Annotated in this window: 14 protein-coding genes; 2 read left to right on the top strand and 12 right to left on the bottom strand. The window is 72.5% G+C overall.

From position 1 onward, the window contains the following. Positions 1–63 precede the first annotated feature (63 nt). The 5 genes from J2S63_RS07810 to J2S63_RS07830 all read right to left on the bottom strand — a co-directional run bounded on the left by J2S63_RS07810 (position 64) and on the right by J2S63_RS07830 (position 3,671). The gene (locus J2S63_RS07810; RefSeq protein ID WP_310300861.1) at positions 64–486 is read right to left on the bottom strand and encodes a Fur family transcriptional regulator; all 423 of its coding nucleotides are present in this window, start codon (positions 484–486) and stop codon (positions 64–66) included. Further along, positions 483–848 carry a type II toxin-antitoxin system PemK/MazF family toxin gene (locus tag J2S63_RS07815; protein WP_310300865.1) on the bottom strand — a complete coding sequence of 122 codons (366 nt, stop codon included), beginning with the start codon at positions 846–848 and terminating at the stop codon, positions 483–485. The genes J2S63_RS07810 and J2S63_RS07815 overlap by 4 nt, the downstream gene beginning before the upstream one ends. Continuing rightward, a complete protein-coding gene (locus J2S63_RS07820) occupies positions 832–1,026 on the bottom strand; it encodes a hypothetical protein (RefSeq protein ID WP_310300868.1) in 195 nt (64 codons plus the stop codon). Before J2S63_RS07820 ends, J2S63_RS07815 begins: the two co-directional genes overlap by 17 nt. Before the next feature lie 450 nt (positions 1,027–1,476). Then, positions 1,477–2,409 carry an NAD-dependent epimerase/dehydratase family protein gene (locus tag J2S63_RS07825; protein WP_310300871.1) on the bottom strand — a complete coding sequence of 311 codons (933 nt, stop codon included), beginning with the start codon at positions 2,407–2,409 and terminating at the stop codon, positions 1,477–1,479. A gap of 56 nt (positions 2,410–2,465) precedes the next feature. Next, positions 2,466–3,671 carry a cellulase family glycosylhydrolase gene (locus J2S63_RS07830; protein WP_310300875.1) on the bottom strand — a complete coding sequence of 402 codons (1,206 nt, stop codon included), beginning with the start codon at positions 3,669–3,671 and terminating at the stop codon, positions 2,466–2,468. Positions 3,672–3,760: 89 nt separating this feature from the next. Between J2S63_RS07830 and ispD the strand changes: the two genes are divergently transcribed. After that, positions 3,761–5,152 carry a 2-C-methyl-D-erythritol 4-phosphate cytidylyltransferase gene (gene ispD, locus J2S63_RS07835; protein ID WP_310300877.1) on the top strand — a complete coding sequence of 464 codons (1,392 nt, stop codon included), beginning with the start codon at positions 3,761–3,763 and terminating at the stop codon, positions 5,150–5,152. 113 nt (positions 5,153–5,265) lie between these two features. After that, positions 5,266–6,381 (top strand): acyltransferase family protein, encoded by a 1,116-nt coding sequence (locus J2S63_RS07840; RefSeq protein ID WP_310300879.1) that lies wholly within the window; start codon positions 5,266–5,268, stop codon positions 6,379–6,381. 281 nt (positions 6,382–6,662) lie between these two features. Here the strand turns inward: J2S63_RS07840 and J2S63_RS07845 are convergent, their stop codons facing one another. The 7 genes from J2S63_RS07845 to J2S63_RS07875 form a co-directional block, all read right to left on the bottom strand. After that, on the bottom strand, positions 6,663–7,814 hold the full coding sequence (locus tag J2S63_RS07845; RefSeq protein WP_310300882.1) for a CDP-glycerol glycerophosphotransferase family protein: 1,152 nt from the start codon (positions 7,812–7,814) through the stop codon (positions 6,663–6,665). After that, positions 7,811–9,127, bottom strand: coding sequence for a lipopolysaccharide biosynthesis protein (locus J2S63_RS07850; protein WP_310300885.1), 1,317 nt, complete (start codon positions 9,125–9,127; stop codon positions 7,811–7,813). The genes J2S63_RS07845 and J2S63_RS07850 overlap by 4 nt, the downstream gene beginning before the upstream one ends. A 13-nt stretch (positions 9,128–9,140) precedes the next feature. After that, on the bottom strand, positions 9,141–11,606 hold the full coding sequence (locus tag J2S63_RS07855) for a hypothetical protein (protein WP_310300887.1): 2,466 nt from the start codon (positions 11,604–11,606) through the stop codon (positions 9,141–9,143). Further along, positions 11,603–12,514, bottom strand: coding sequence for an LpxL/LpxP family acyltransferase (locus J2S63_RS07860; RefSeq protein WP_310300889.1), 912 nt, complete (start codon positions 12,512–12,514; stop codon positions 11,603–11,605). The genes J2S63_RS07855 and J2S63_RS07860 overlap by 4 nt, the downstream gene beginning before the upstream one ends. Further along, entirely contained in the window at positions 12,511–13,026 is a 516-nt protein-coding gene (locus tag J2S63_RS07865) for a hypothetical protein (RefSeq protein WP_310300892.1), read from the bottom strand. The genes J2S63_RS07860 and J2S63_RS07865 overlap by 4 nt, the downstream gene beginning before the upstream one ends. A 111-nt stretch (positions 13,027–13,137) precedes the next feature. Then, positions 13,138–14,274 carry an alpha/beta hydrolase gene (locus J2S63_RS07870; protein ID WP_310300895.1) on the bottom strand — a complete coding sequence of 379 codons (1,137 nt, stop codon included), beginning with the start codon at positions 14,272–14,274 and terminating at the stop codon, positions 13,138–13,140. Between the two features lie 46 nt (positions 14,275–14,320). Further along, complete coding sequence (locus J2S63_RS07875) at positions 14,321–15,403, bottom strand: glycosyltransferase (protein ID WP_310300898.1); 1,083 nt, start codon at positions 15,401–15,403, stop codon at positions 14,321–14,323. Between the last annotated feature and the right edge of the window lie 138 nt (positions 15,404–15,541).

Below are 15,541 nucleotides of genomic sequence, written 5' to 3' on the forward strand. Positions count from 1 at the left end.
TCTAGGTCGCGGAGACAGGACGAACGGCACCCGCGGGACCCGCTCGACGGCTACTGGTGCGACTCAGTCCCGGACCCCGCACGTGCCGCAGAGTCCGAAGACGGTCAGGTGGCCCAGGTCGACGGTGAAACCGTGCTCGACGGTGAGGGACTCCAGCATCGGCGCGAAGAGCTCGGGATCGGCCTCGGTGACCTCCCCGCAGGAGCGGCACTTGAGGTGGACGTGGTCGGGGCCCGTGGTCGAGTGGTAGGTCGGCGCGCGGTCGCTCAGGTGGGTGTGCCGCACCAGGCCGAGGCTCTCGAGCAGCTCGAGCGTGCGGTAGATCGTCGAGATGTTGACCGCCTCGGACTGCTCCCGCACCGCGTGCAGGATCTCGTCGGGGGTCCCGTGGCCGAGCCGCTCGACCGCCGCCAGGACGAGCTCACGCTGCGGCGTCAGGCGGTAGCCCTGGGCGCGCAGGCGCTCCTGCCAGTCGGTCGTGGTCACCTGACGAGTCTAGGAGCGGGTCGGGGGAGGTCGAGCAGCAACGCCAACGTCTCGCGGACCTGGCGCAGGACCGTCGCTCCCACGTTGCCTCGCCTTGACCCCAGGCGAGAGGCCGCCACGGCTCTGACGTGCTGACACTGGGCGGCTGATGCGCCGGTCAGGCCGTTCGCCTCGTCAGGAGCGATCACGACCTCGGACATGAAACCGCGCAGCGTCGACGTCAGGGGAACGACCTGCACGACGGAGGGGTCCCCGTCCAGAACTCGTTGAGCAGTGACCACCACCGCCGGATGGCTGGACCCCGCCTCTCGCCCCTGGGGGATGCCGAGGTCGAGCGAGACGACGTCACCCGAGGTCAGCATCGAGCCAGGCTCGCTCGTCGGCGCGGAGGTCCTGGCTCAGCTCCGCCCCCAGCACGTCCTGGCGCAGCGACCTGACCGCCAAGGTGACGGTGTTGCCCACCGTCGTGTGCAGGCGCTCGGCAAGGAGCTTCAGCTCCTCATGAGTTTGCTGGTCAATGCGCACACTCGTGCTGTGCATGCACATCAGCATACAGCTGGGGGCACCCCTCGACAGGGGCCGCGAGGTCGACGGCGAACGGGAGCATGTCGGTGTCCATGCCCATCCAGTCCGCGATCTCGCTCGGCAGCGGCTCCCATGCCATGGGGCCAATCGGACCAGATCTGCCGGCCGTTCGGGCGGAGGCTCTCGGAAGATGCCCCACCAGCACTGGTCCGGCGGTGCCCCCTTCGCATAGCGGGGTGAAACAGGGGCCGCGGCAGGCCACCAGGGCCGGATCGCATCGGGCTGGTTCCGACGGAGTTGTCAACGCCTCGTTTCCAGAGTCCGTGACCCTCCACACCACAAGGGATCGGCAAGGAATGCCGTCGTGCTGGCATGGACGATTCTCGGGCCACACGATTCTCGTGACGAGGGGGGCAGACCACGGACGCAGGGTTTGTCACACCTATCCGCGAAGGGGCCGGCGCACTACCGGGCGGCCTCGTCGAGGAACCACTGGACCGTCTCGCGCAGGCCCTGCTCGATCGGGACGGGCTCGACGTCGGGGAAGAGCGTCTTGAGAGACGTGGCGTCGGCCTGCGAGTGCGGGACGTCGCCGACGCGGGCAGGGCGGCGGTCGATCTCGACCGGACGCCCGAGGCCCCGCTCGATCTCCGCGATCAGCTCCTTGAGCGACGTGCGGCCGCCGAGCGCGAGGTTGACCGGCTCGAGGTGGCTGACCCCGCGGTGGACCGCCTCGGCGAGCACCCGGGCGACCGTGCCGACGTAGATGAAGTCGCGCGTCTGTGACCCGTCTCCCTCGAGCGGGAGCGCGCGCCCGGCGACGGCGGCGTCGACGAAGGCCGGGATCACCGCGGCGTAGGCGTGGTCGGCCGGCTGCAGCGGACCGAAGACGTTGAAGAAGCGGAACGCGATCGTGCGCATGGCGTAGCAGTGGGCGAACGCGATGGCGTACTCCTCCGTCGCCACCTTGCTCACGGCGTACGGCGTCATCGGCGCGACCGCCATGCGCTCGTGCTTGGGCAGCTCGGGGTTGGCGCCGTAGACCGCCGCCGAGGACGCCACCACGACGTGGTCGACCCCTGCCCGGCGGGCCGCCATGAGGACCTCGAGGGTGCCGGTCGCGTTGCGGGCGTGGTTGTCGAACGGGTCCTCCACCGACCACGGGACGGAGACCAGCGCCGCCAGGTGGACCACGGAGTCAGCGCCGGGCAGCACCTGGTCGAGGGCGTTGCGGTCGAGGATCGAGCCCTCGTGCAGCTCGACGTGGAGGCCCTCGAGGTTGCGCCGGTCGCCCGTGCTCAGGTCGTCGAGGACGACCACCTCGTCGCCGTCCGCGAGCAGCTGCTTGCAGAGGTTGGCCCCGATGAACCCGGCTCCCCCGGTGACGACGACGCGCATCCGGCCAGGTTAGTGGCCTCGACTGATCGGTCGCTCCGCTCCCTGCTCGACCACCGTCAGCGGGTGAAGAGGCGCACCGCCTTCTTGAGCCGGCGCCAGGCGGGCTTGGGGGTGCCGTCGGCGCGGAAGAGGCCGTAGTGGGCCTGCTTGCCGGAGCGGTCGGGCAGGTCGACGTCGGTGTACCAGACCAGCATCTTCACCCGCGGCGTCACGACCGCGGTCGCGACGGAGTCGAAGGCGATCTGGGCCTGGCGCTTCTCGGTGACGTGGTCGACCACCCCGGCCTGCAGCGGGATCGAGCCGTCGGAGGCCCGGCCGTTGCCGCCGGTGGGGGCGCCGAACTCGGTGATCCAGATGGGCACGTGGTGCAGGCCGTAGGCGTCCAGGATCCTGGCCAGCGAGTCGTCGCTGTCGGCGATGCGGGTCCACGGGGCGTCGTACCGGGTGGGGTGGCTGGCCAGGTCGGGATAGGTGTACGGGTGGTAGGCGAAGACGTCCATCTCCTTGCAGACCCCGAGGTCGCAGACGGCCCGGAGGAACGCCCGGGCCTCGATGACGCGGTTGGTGGGAGGCAGGGCGGCGAGGCCGCCGAAGACGATGGTGGCCTTCGGGTCGACGGCCCGGATCGAGTGGGCCGCCTGGTCCAGCATCGCGGCGTACGCCTTGGGGCGCGGACGCAGCCAGAAGAGCCAGATGTTCGGCTCGTTCCAGATCTGCCACGTCGTGACGCCGCGGGAGGTGTAGCGCGCGGCCGCCGCCTCGGCGAAGTCCGCGTAGTCGCCGACGTCGCCGGGCGGGCACGCGAGCCTGCCCGAGCAGGACTGCTTGCGCGCCCAGGGCGGGGTGCCGAGCAGGACCGGCAGGAGCTCCAGGCCGCGGGACTCGACCGCGTCGACCACGCGGTCGAACGCGCTCCAGTCGTAGACCCCCGGGGACCGCTCGATCAGTCCCCAGATCATGTCGGTGCGGATCCAGTGCGCCCCCAGGCGGACGGCGCGGTCCAGGGACGCGGCGAGCTCGGCGTCGTCCATGAACATCAGCCGGCCGCCGTAGGACATGCCGACCTGGAGGTTCTTCTCGCGAGCCAGACGCTGGGCCTGCGCGATCGGGGTCGTGGCGAGGGGGTCGGGCGCGGTCCTGTCGCCCAGGAAGACCAGGGTCGCCACCACCGTCGCGATCACCGTCCCGGCGACGACCGCGAAGCGGGTCAGCGGGCCGTAGTCCGCAGCACCGCGCCGTGCTCGGCCCGCGTCGTCGAGCATGGCAAAAGGCTAACGAGAGATGGGTCCTGACATGGGGGAACGCGGCAATCGCCCCAGGTCAGGAGCGTGAGGACGGTATACATGCGCCCATGACCCCTGCGCCCAACGTCGTCGTGATCCTCGCCGGCGGCGTCGGCCAGCGCATGGGGCTCGAGGTCCCCAAGCAGCTGCTCAAGGTCGCCGGGCGGACGATCCTCGAGCACACCGTCGCCGCCTTCGAGGCGCACCCGGCCGTCGACGAGATCCTGCTCGCGATGGCCGAGGGTCACCTCGACTCCGCGCGGCAGATCGTCAAGGCGGGCGGCTACGGCAAGGTCGTCGACATCATCGAGGGCGGCGCCACCCGCACCGAGACCACCTCCAAGGCGCTGGCCGCGATCCGGCACCAGGACGGCAACGTGCTGTTCCATGACGCGGTCCGCCCGCTGGTCACCGCCCGGATCATCACCGACTGCTTCGAGGCCCTCGCGACCCACGCGGCCGTCGACGTCGCCATCCCCTCCGCCGACACGATCATCGAGGTCGACGACGACCAGACGATCCGCGACATCCCCCCGCGCGCCCGTCTCCGTCGCGGGCAGACCCCGCAGGGCTTCCGGCTGCCGGTCATCCGCGCGGCGTACGACGTGGCGCTGCGCGACCCCGACCTCCAGGCGACCGACGACTGCACGATCGTGATGCGCTACAGCCCCGGCACGCCGGTGTACGTCGTCCCCGGCGACGAGCGCAACCTGAAGGTCACCGAGCCGATCGACCTCGTGCTGGCCGACAAGCTGTTCCAGCTCAGCGCCCAGGACCAGCCGCCGCTGCTCGGCGACGCGGCGTACGCCGAGGCGCTCACCGGCAGGGTGATGGTCGTCTTCGGCGGCTCCTACGGCATCGGGCAGACGATCGGCGACCTCGCCACGTCGTACGGCGCCCACGTGCGGGCCTTCAGCCGCTCGATCACCCGCACCCACGTCGAGCGGCGCGACGAGGTCCGAGCGGCGATCGCGGAGGTGCTCGCCGAGCACGGGCGGATCGACTACGTCGTCAACGCCGCCGCGGTGCTGCCCCGCGGTGACCTGGTCGACGCCACCGACGAGCTGGTCCACAGCTCGACCGATGTGAACTACCTCGGCCCGATCTTCGTCGCCCAGGAGTCCTTCGAGGCACTGGCCGAGACCGAGGGGTCCCTCCTGCTGTTCACCTCCAGCTCCTACACCCGCGGGCGGGCCGGCTACGCGCTCTACTCCTCCGCCAAGGCCGCGGTCGTCAACCTCACCCAGGCGCTGGCCGACGAGTGGAGCGGCGCCGGGGTGCGGGTCAACTGCATCAACCCCGAGCGGACGGCGACGCCGATGCGCAAGAAGGCGTTCGGCGACGAGCCGCCCGGCACGCTGCTCGAGGCCGAGGACGTGGCGCGCTCGTCGCTGACCGTGCTGATCTCGCGCGACACCGGGCACATCATCGACCTGCGGCGCGAGACGCCGTTCGAGTGATCACTCGCTTCGCTCGCTGCTCGACCACCGTGAGGGCGCCTAGTCATTCCGGGTCACCGAACCCGGGACCTACGGCCCACTAACCCGCCGTCGGAGTCGGTCGTTTGACCCGCATGCCGAGCTCCCGCTTCGCCTACCTCGATGGGATCCGTGCGGTCGCCATCACCTGCGTGGTCGCGCTGCACTGGCTGCTCTGGTACTCCCCGCTCTTCCACGGCGGCTCCATCGGCGTCGACCTCTTCTTCGTCCTCAGCGGCTTCATCATCACCACCGTCCTGTGGCGCACCCCGACCACCGGCACGGCCGCGCGCGCGTGGACGTCGTTCGTCCGGCGGCGCGTCGTCCGCCTCTACCCGGCGCTCATCGGGCTGGTCGTGGGGTCGGTCGTGCTCTACGCGCTCATCCCCGCCGGCGGCGTCGCCGGTGGCGAGGTGGGCCGCCGCGGCGCCCTGGTCCTGGCCCAGACCTCGTCGATCTGGACCGCGCAGCAGGACGGCAGCTTCCTCTTCTCCGGCATCAAGCCGTTCGGGCACACCTGGTCCCTGGCGGTGGAGTGGTACTTCTACCTGCTCTGGCCGGCCGTCGTCCTCGTCGCCCGTCGCCGCGGGTGGGCGCCCGCCCGTCTCGCTGCCGCCAGCGCGGTCGTCGGAATCGCCTGCTACGTCCTGACGCTGCCGCTCAACGCGTTCTGGTTCTACTACGGCCCCACCGCCCGCTTCGGCGAGCTGCTCGCCGGCGGCGCGCTGGCCCTCGCCATGCAGTCCCGGCCGGCCGACGCTCCCCCGCTGCGCCTGCCCGCCCGGCTGCCTGTCGTCGCGCTCGGTGCCGTCGGCCTCTGGACGCTCCTCGGGCCGGACGCGGACAGCGACCCCTACCGGTACGTCGGGCTGCCGCTCGGCGTGGCCGCCGCGCTCGTGCTCGTGGTCAACGGCTACACCGCCGCCCCCGGCCCCGTGCACAGGTTGCTCAGCCACCCGTGGGTGGCCTACCTCGGCCGGCTCAGCTACAGCCTCTACCTGTGGCACTTCGTGCCGTTCCTGCTGCTCGCCGACGTCGCCCTGCCCAAGCCCGTGCTGGGGCTCGCCGCGGTGGCGATGACCGTGGCGCTGACGCTGGCGAGCTACTACCTGCTGGAGAAGCCGTTCCTCAGGCCGCGCTCGGACGTGCTCGGCCCCCGGCGTACGGCGCCGGCGAAGCGCTCCCTGGTCGAGCAGGGCTCGGCCGGCTGAGCTGGTCCACTGCTCGACCGGGCTCGAGCTCGGCGGATCCGGGACCTGTTCGGCGGACGCCGACCTGCCCGAGCCGGCTGTCGGTGTCGTCATCCGCCGAGCTGTGGCCCGATCCGCCGAACTGTTGCCCGAGGTCTCGACAAGCTCGACCACCCCTCCGCTCGACCACCGCTCCGCTCGACCACCGACTCCGCTCGAGCACCGACTCCGCTCGACCACCGACTCAGCTCGACCGCCGACGCTGCTCGAGGTCTCGACAAGCTCGACCAGCGCAGCGCCGATCAGAGGTGGAGGACGCCTCGCCCGACCAGCGCGTCGAGGAGGTCGTCGGCCGCCACGCGGGTCCGGGCCAGGCCGATCCGGTCGGCCACGTCCTTGCGCACAGCCGCGTCGAGGCGGCCGCCGGCGTCGAGGTCGGCGGCGAAGCGCGCATAGGGCTCGGTGTCGCCGACCAGCTCGCCCGGCAGCCAGTCGAGGACGTCCGCCGGGGCCAGCCCGCGGGAGTAGGTGTCGCGGTCGGGCACGAAGAACGCCATCGGCCGGTCGAGCAGCAGGAAGTCGACCCACACGCTGGAGTAGTCGGTGACCAGGCCGGAGGCGGCACCCATCAGGGAGTAGAGCGGCACGCCGAGCCGCGCGAGGTCGTCGTTGGTGACCGTGACGACGCCCGGGCCGCGGCGGTCCTCCGCGTCGAGCGGATGCGGCTTCACCACCAGCTGCATCCCGCGTGAGGCGAGGTGGTCGAGCAGCGGGGCCACGTCGTCCACGCCCACCCGCGCCCCGCCCTCGGTCCAGGCCCGGGTGACGCCGGTCGCCGCGGTCGACCGGAAGGTCGGCATCCACAGCACGAAGTCACCGGTGATCCCCAACGAGGCAAGGGCATCCGGCGACGGCGGGCGCCACAGCAGGTCGGTGCGCGGGTTGCCCGTGACGAGCAGCCGGTCGACCGGGATCTCGAAGGCCTTCGCCTTGAGCTCGCCGAACAGCCGCGTCCCGGAGACGAGGTAGGTGCTCGGGATGAGCGAGCCGGCGCCCTTGCCGGGCCGCGTCGCCTTGGGGCCGTCCCCGTGCCACAGGTTGACCAGCGGCTTGCGGCGCGAGGGCCGCGGGCTGCCGTAGAGGCCGTGGGTGAAGAACACCGCCTCGGCGCGGAGGTAGGCCCAGACCCCACCCAGCGACGCCTTGTCGCGTACGGCGAGCCGCGGGTGGTCGGGCAGGTCCGCGTGCGGCCCGGACGGCTCGCGCAGCCACACCACCCGGCCGTCGTAGCGCCGCAGCAGCGCGGCGAGCGTCTCGGTCGCGTTGCCCTCGGTCTCGGGGAAGCCGGACACGAGCACCTGCCGCGCCTGCGGCACCATCCCCGACAGCACCCGCAGACCGACGCGCACGCCCCACTGCGCGAGCACGATCAGCGCGTTGCGCACCCGCGTCACAGCGCGGTCACCGGTCCCACCACGTCGGTCTCCTCCGTCGTCGCCCCGACCGGCGGGAGGTCGCGCAGCGGCGCGACCGTCCGGCTGATCACGTAGCCCACCGAGCCGCCCAGCAGCTGGCCGATCCCCCACGCCGCCGCCACCCACACCGTGCCGTGCGGGGCCGCGAGCACGCACAGCGTGAGGACCAGCGCGGCGCACGCCAGCTGGGCCCCCACCATCGCGAACGGGCGGTGGGCGATGCGCAGCCGCATCGCGACCCAGTAGTTGAAGCCGAGGCCCAGCACCCCCAGCGACAGGACCCGCAGCGTGTCGGCGCCCTGGTCGGCGTACGCCGAGCCGAAGACGTGCAGCAGCAGCGGGGCCGCGAGGATCACCGGCACCGCGCCCGCCAGCCCGGCGAGCATCATCGTCTGGCCGCCCCGCCGCACCACCTGGGTGCGGCGCTCCGGGTGCCGCTCGCTCTCGGCGTACATCGAGCTGCCGACCGCGAGCAGGATGGCGTTCTGCAGCGCGATGATCTGGCCGCTGACGAAGAAGAACGCCCCCGCGGCCGGCCCCTGCTCGTTGATCACGATCAGCGGCAGCACCATCTGCGGCAGCAGGGTGAGGGCGAACGTCGCGTAGCCGGCGCCGGCGAAGCCGCGCGCGTGCAGCAGCGCCTGCGAGGGCCGCCACGAGGTCGGGCGCTGCAGGCGGCGCAGGATCATCGCGAGGCTGGCCAGGCCGCACAGCAATGCCGCGCCGCCGGCCGAGCCGTAGAGACCCATCACCCCTGCGCCCGCGAGCGCGAGGGGCAGCGAGCACTTGGCGACGCCGAGCACGAAGCCGTTGAGCCAGAAGTAGGACCGCACGCGGTCGATCGCCAGGAAGACGTTGTCGCTCAGGACGTTGACCGCGGTCCCGGCCACGAGCAGGACGAACACGAGGTCCGCCAGCGGCGAGTCCAGGGCCTGGTGCAGGCGCGGCGAGGTCAGCGGCAGCAGCAGCACGAAACCGCCGGCGAAGACCGCCGCGGCCGTGGCCACCACGCCGACCGAGGCGACCACGTCGGCGGCCTGGCGGTCGCTGCGCGGCATCGTGCGCACCAGCGCGATGTTGAGCCCCAGCTGGGCGAACAGCGCGAGCGTGTCGGAGGTCGCCACCAGCGAGCCGGCGAGACCGACGGTCTCCGGCGACTGCAGCCGCGCGGCCAGCACCCAGAACATCGCCCCGAAGCCCGCCATCAGCACGCTGGTGCCGAACAGCAGCACCGAGTTGCTGAGCATGCGGTCGCCCCGGACCCGCGCCACGGCGCCCGTCACGGCCTTCACGTCCTGCTCCCGGTCACCGGTAGACCCTGCTGTTCCCGGCGCAGTAGACGAGGTTCATCAGCCGCCCGATCTGGCCCAGCGGGTAGCGGTAGGTGATCCGGTCGCCCTGGTAGAAGATCGTGTCCCGCCGCTCGCGGGTCATCAGGGCGTCGGCGAAGAGGTAGGAGTCGACGTTGAGCACGGTCGGGTAGGTCCGGTCCGCGACCTCGGTCGCCGGCACCCCGGCCTGCACCAGCCGCACCGCCTGGTGCCGCGGCGCGAGCACCTTGGGCAGCGCGCCGCTCAGGTCGGGCGCCTGCGCGATCCGCTCCGCCGCGAGCCGGTCGGAGTCGGGCACGACGTAGCGGTCGTAGTAGAGGCCGGCGTTGGCCAGCGCCGGCTTGGCCGGACCGCCACCGATCAGCGACGGCAGCGCGGAGGTGAACACCGCGACCACGACGACCGTCACCGCGGTCAGCCACACCGTCGTACGCCGGCCGATCCAGCCGAGCACGACCCACAGCCCGAGCGCCGCGACGGGAGCGAGCACGAACATGCTCTGCAGGAAGGCGCGGAGGACGCCGTACTCCACCGACAGGGAAGGTACGACGACCACGAGCGCGAGCGCGCCCATCACGCCGAGCACCAGGCACACCTGCTCGCTCGAGACCCGGAGCCCGAGCCGGACCGTCCGGGCGGAGTGGGCCGGCAGGGACGGGACCTGGGGCGGTGCCGCCAGGCTGCGTCGCCGGAACCGCTCACGGACCATCCACCACAACCCGATCAGCAGCAGCAGCTGGATGAGCACGGCGCACAGCAGCCGAGCCGCGTTGGTCAGCGAGCCGAGGTCGACGCCGACCTTCTCGAGCACCGTGCCGACCGGGGTGACCGGGGCCGCGGACGGCTCGACCAGGGCCGGACGGGTGTCGGCCGGCCCGGGGTCCTTGACCAGCGCGAGCCGCCGCGGGAACTCCTTGCGGGCGGCCAGCGTCGCGTCGACGAACTGGTCGAGGCGCTCCCGCTCGCTCACCTGCTTGCCACCGAAGATGAAGAAGTTGCGGTCGGAGGAGCCGACGTCCTTGGCGTCACGGTCGAACATCGACGTGATCGCGTCCCGCGCCACGTCGATCGGGTGACCCCCGGTGTGCGTGACCGGGCCCGTCCAGATCAGGGCGGTCAGGGCCAGCAGCAGCACGGTCGCGGGGTGCAGCAGCACGAGCGGCCGCTCGGTCTTCCTCCCGCGACGGCGGTCGGCCAGCACCAGGATGCCGAGCAGGACCAGCGCGCCACCGAGGGCCAGCCCCAGCAGGTAGGTGGTGGAGTAGTGCGACAGCACGACCCCGAGCCCGAAGGTGACGACCAGGATCCGCTGGGTCCACTGCCACATCGCCGGCTCCGTCGCGACCAGCAGCACCAGCGCGAGGAACAGGAAGGCGACCTCCTGGCGGACCAGGTAGGGCATGTCGGTGTTGAACGTCGGGAACGCCACGACCAGCGCGACCGAGACCAGCGCCAGGCGGCGCGACAGCAGGCGACGGAAGGTGAGGAACAGCAGCACCGGCGCGAGGGCGAAGGCGACCTGCAAGCCGATCTTGAACCAGAAGACGCCGGACAGCCCGGTCACGTTGGTCAGCAGCGTCGGCAGCAGGGTGACGCTGAGACAGGCGGTGTAGGCGTTCTGCAGCAGGTCCATCGACCAGTGGTGCGCGTCCGCGGTCAGCGAGAAGACGTAGTACTCCGCCTGCACGTCGTGGCCGGTGATGCCCCAGCCGCGCAGCGAGGTCGCGAGCAGCAGCGCCAGCGACACCAGGAAGACCGTCCAGGCGTCGCGCGAGAGCGAGCCCTCGCGCAGCATCAGCGCGAGCAGGGCGCCGATGGCGAGCAGCAGCGCGAGGACGGCGACCTGGCCGCCGGCCCCGTTGTTGAGGCGTACGGCGCCCACGACCGACAGCAGGAGCGCCAGGACCCCGAGGGCCTGCGCGGGCTCGACCCGCGCGTCCCACGCCCGCTGCCGCAGGCCGGCGAGCTCCTCACGGGTCGCGAGGGGCACGTCGCGGCGCCACGCCAGCAGCAGCCCGTCGACGACGAACCACGCGAACGCGAGGACGGGAGCGGTGAGCGGCTCGTCGGTGCCGACCACCGGGACCACCCAGTTGACCGTCAGGCCGACCACGAGCAGCAGGAGCAGCGAGAGGCCGGCGGCGTAGGCGAACCGCGACGCGCCGTTCTCCGCCTGCAGACGGGTGCGCCGGTGGACCAGCAGGGCCGGCAGCGCGACGAAGGTGGTCAGCGCGACCAGGGGCCGCACGACCGGGAGGTCGACGTCGAGCGCGATCACCATCTGGAGGACGGCGAGCACGACGAGCTGGACGCCGAGGCCCTTGACCGGCTTGCGCGTCTTGTCGGCCCGCCGAGCGCCTGGGCGCGTGACCGGCTCGCGCACCGCCGCGCCGTCGGCGGAGCGGTTGGCGGCGGACCCGATGGCAGCGACGTCGCTCACGACTCCCCCTCCGGCGGCAGGCCCCAGTGGGACAGCGGGATGTCGTAGAGCTCGGGCCACTGCCGGAGGTAGGGCTCGTGCACCTCGAGCATCGCCTCGAGGAGCTCCTGGGGGCCCGCGTAGTCCTCGGCCCACAGCGGCGGGTGGATCCGCATGAGGGGCCTGACGTCGTCCGGGTGCTCGAGCTCGGAGGTCATGATGACGACCGGGGCACCGGTGGCGATCGCGAAGCGCGGCGCCCCGAAGGAGCCGATCACGTCGCGGCCGAGCAGCCGCATCGGCGTGCGACCCGGGACGTCCACCGCGATCGACAGGGTGTGACCCGCCTGGAGCTCCTCAAGCAGCCCCTGGGAGCCGCGGGCGGCGCTGATCATCACCGAGCCGCCCATCGCGGCGATCTTCAGGTGCTGGCGCAGCCAGGCCGGGAGGGCCCCGAACAGCTTCTCCGCCCCCACCTGGCGCATGTGGAAACCCGCGTCGGCCAGCGGCTTGGCGGTGGCCTCGACGTGACCGTGATGCATCCAGTTGAAGACCACGCCCTTGCCGTGCGCGACGGCCTTCTCGAGGTGCTCCAGGCCCTCGAACCGCAGGTCGGTGGTCAACGACGGGTGCCAGCGCAGCTCACCGCGCAGCGCCTGGCGGTAGACGTAGCGCCTTGCTGCGGCCTCGATGTCGGCCGAGGGGTCGGAGTGCTCGAGCAGGAACGCCATCTGCCTGCGGGCGTCGGCACGCACCCCCTCGTTGCGCCAGCCCACCCACGCGCGCAGCCGGGCCAGGGCGACCATGAGCGGCACGGGCAGGAGGCCCCGCAGGCGTCCGGCGACGACGCCGGCCACGACGACCGGGGTGGCGTCGGTCATGTCGACCCCGAGCACGCGGGTCAGTGCCTTCTCGACGACGGCGTTCACCGGCCGGCCCCCTTCTTGGCGGGCTTCGCACCGGGCCGGGTGGCGGCGCAGTGCACGCGCAGCGCCTCAGGGCGGTCCTGGATCCTGACGGCGACGTCGTAGGCCCCCCGCGCCGGCGCCACGAGCCGGGTGCGGAGGCTGCGCGTGGCACCGGGGGCGATCTCGACGGCGGCGCGCCGCGCGAAGCGCTTCTGGCCCGCGAGGGCCGGGTCCGCGGCGACGGTGAAGCGCAGCGTCTCGGCGGCGGCGAGTTGGCTGACCACGCTGAAGCGCAGCAGCGGGCGGCGCGCGGCGCACAGCTGCAGCGGCGACCGGGTCAGCGCGAGCTCGACGAACGGCTGCTCCTGGCGCGTGGTCGAGAGCCTGATCTGCTCGTCGGACTGTCCGAGGACGACGACGAGCGAGGTCAGCAGGAGGGCCAGGCCGGTCACCGGCAGCGCACGCTGCCACCAGCGCGGAGCCGGCCGGCGGGTCGGCTCCTCGGGCGCGAGGGCATGACTCTCCCTGGGCATGCGGACTCCTCCGGGGTCGAACTTGAGGGGGCGGCCGTCTCTCTCCCCCTGGCCGCGAGGTTGCACTGTCAACGCGTCCGAGCAGACGAGGTTACGCAGGTCAGAGGGCCCCTAGGGGGCGAATGAGCGAAGGAACGACCGCACCCAGGCGTCGTACCTCGCGGGCCCCTGGTTCCACGACTCGACGTGACCGGCACCGGGGACGACGTGCAGCTCGACGTCCCGGGGCTCCAGCCGGGCCAGCCGCTGCGACGACCCCACCGGCACGTCGGGGTCGGACTCCCCGTGCATCACCAGCACCGGCACCTTGACCCACGAGCGGTCCGCCACGTGGTCGACCGCGTCGAGGTCCTGGTCGGTGCGCATCTCGGCCAGGCGCAGGCCCCAGCTGGTGAGGACGTCCGGGGCCGGCAGCCCGACCAGCGGCAGCGTCGCGTCCGCCTCCTTGTGCTCGATCGCCTCGCGTACGTCGAGCAGGGGCGCGTCGAGCACGACGGCCGCCACGCGGGCCGAGAGCGGGGAGCGCTCGAGGAAGCTCGCGATGATCGAGCCGCCCATGCTCGCGCCGAGCAGCACCACCCGCCGAGCGCCACGCTTGTGCGCCAGGCGCACGGCGGACTCGAGGTCCGCCCACTCCGTCGCGCCGAGGTGGGCGGTGCCGCCGCCGTTCTCGGGGTCGGCGCGGTAGCCGATGTCGAGCGAGGGCAGCCCCATCGCGACGGTGGTGCTCATCAGCCGGAACATCTCCGACCGCGCCGCACCGCGGCCGTGCACGAGGATCGCCCAGGTGTCGCCCCGGCCGGGCACGAACCACGCCGGCAGCCCGGTGGAGGGCCCGTCGACCACGACGGTCCGCACGTGCGGGAAGACGCGCCGCGCGTCGCGCGGGTAACCCTCGCGCGTGAAGCGAGCGGTCTCCCCGCTCCTCGGCCGCGCTCCGCCCAGCACCCGCAGCATCCGGGTGGCGCGCTCGTCGTCGCCCTCGACCACCTTCGTCACCTGGCCCCAGCCGCGGCCCCAGTCCAGGCCCCACGCGCGGCCGGCCCGCAGCCAGGTGGGACCGCCGGGGACCTGCTTCAAGGTGACCGTGGAGCGGTCCGCGGCGACGATCTCGACGTAATCTTTCCAGAACTCGGCCGGCACGTGGATCGCGGTCTCCACGTCGTCGGAGACCCGCCAGACCTGCCGTGCACCCAGGCCGACGCCCACCACGACCACGAGCGCCAGCACGGTGGCGAGCGGCCGCACGACACGTGCCGCCCACGGGCGAGGCTGCCGCCGACGTCCCCCTCGTCTAGCCCCCGCCACCGGCGACCTCCTCCAGGACGGCCTCGAGCACGTCGAGGTGAGCGTTCCAGGTCGGGATCGTCCGGGCCACCTCCTGGCCACGCGCACGCAGCGTGTCGAGCGCGACCGGGTCGCGGGCGAGGTCGGTGAGGAGGTCGCGCAGGGCGTCGGGGGTGACCTCCAGCTCCACCACGCCATCACCGAGGCCGAGCGCCCGCATCGCGGGGTCGGCGTTGACCACGACCGCCTCCCCGCACAGCAGCGCCTCCATCGGGGTCATCGGCCCCTCGCCGACGCTCGCGCACACGAAGACGTCGCACGCGCGGTAGGCGTCGGCGGTCACGTCGGGATCGAGCGCGCCGAGGTAGAGGCGGTGCTCGGACTCGGGCACGTCGGCGGGACGGTCGCCGCCGACGAAGACCAGCCGGTAGGCCTCACCGATCGCGCGCGAGACCACGTCGTACCCCTTCTTGGGCACGAAGCGGCCGACGTAGAGCACGAGCACCTCGTCCTGCGGGAGGCCGAGGAGGCGGCGCAGCTCCTCCTTCTCGCCGGGGCGGGGCGGGCGGAAGCGCGTGCGCTCGACGCCGTTGCGCAGCACCTGCGTGCGGGTGCGGGGCAGCTTCGACAGGGTCCACTGCTCGATGACCGGGCTGATCGGGAGCACCCGGGCGGCGCCGGTGAGCACGAGGGTGCCGACGGTGCGCAGCACGAGCCACTGCACGAGGCGGACCACCCGCGAGGGGTGCTCGACCATGCCGACGTGCTGGGTGACGACGTACGGCGTGCGCGTGAGCCGGCACAGCAGCGCGGCCACCCACGAGGAGACGTAGAGCATGTCGTGCACGTGCACCACGTCGGCCCGGCGTACGGCGGCCCACGCGTGCCGCAGCAGCGATGGGCCGAAGATCGGGAACGGGATGCCGCGCCGCTCGAACCAGTTGGCCACCCGCATCCGGCGCACCACGACCCCGTCCTCGACGGTGCGACCCACCCGGCCGGGCGAGGCGCTGGTCAGGACCTCCACGCGGTGCCCCCGGGCCGCCAGACCGCTCGCCACGCGCTGCGCCACGACCTCGAGACCGCCCACGTGCGGGGGATAGAAGTGGGCAAACACCGCGATTCGAAGGCCACTCGGTCGGCTGTCCAAATCTTTACTCTACTGGCGCGTAACGTCGGCCACATCGGGCTCGTTGCCCTCCCGACACCACCAGACATGGGAGTGACG

This window comes from Nocardioides marmoribigeumensis (genome assembly GCF_031458325.1).
GTDB classification, from domain to species: domain Bacteria; phylum Actinomycetota; class Actinomycetes; order Propionibacteriales; family Nocardioidaceae; genus Marmoricola_A; species Marmoricola_A marmoribigeumensis.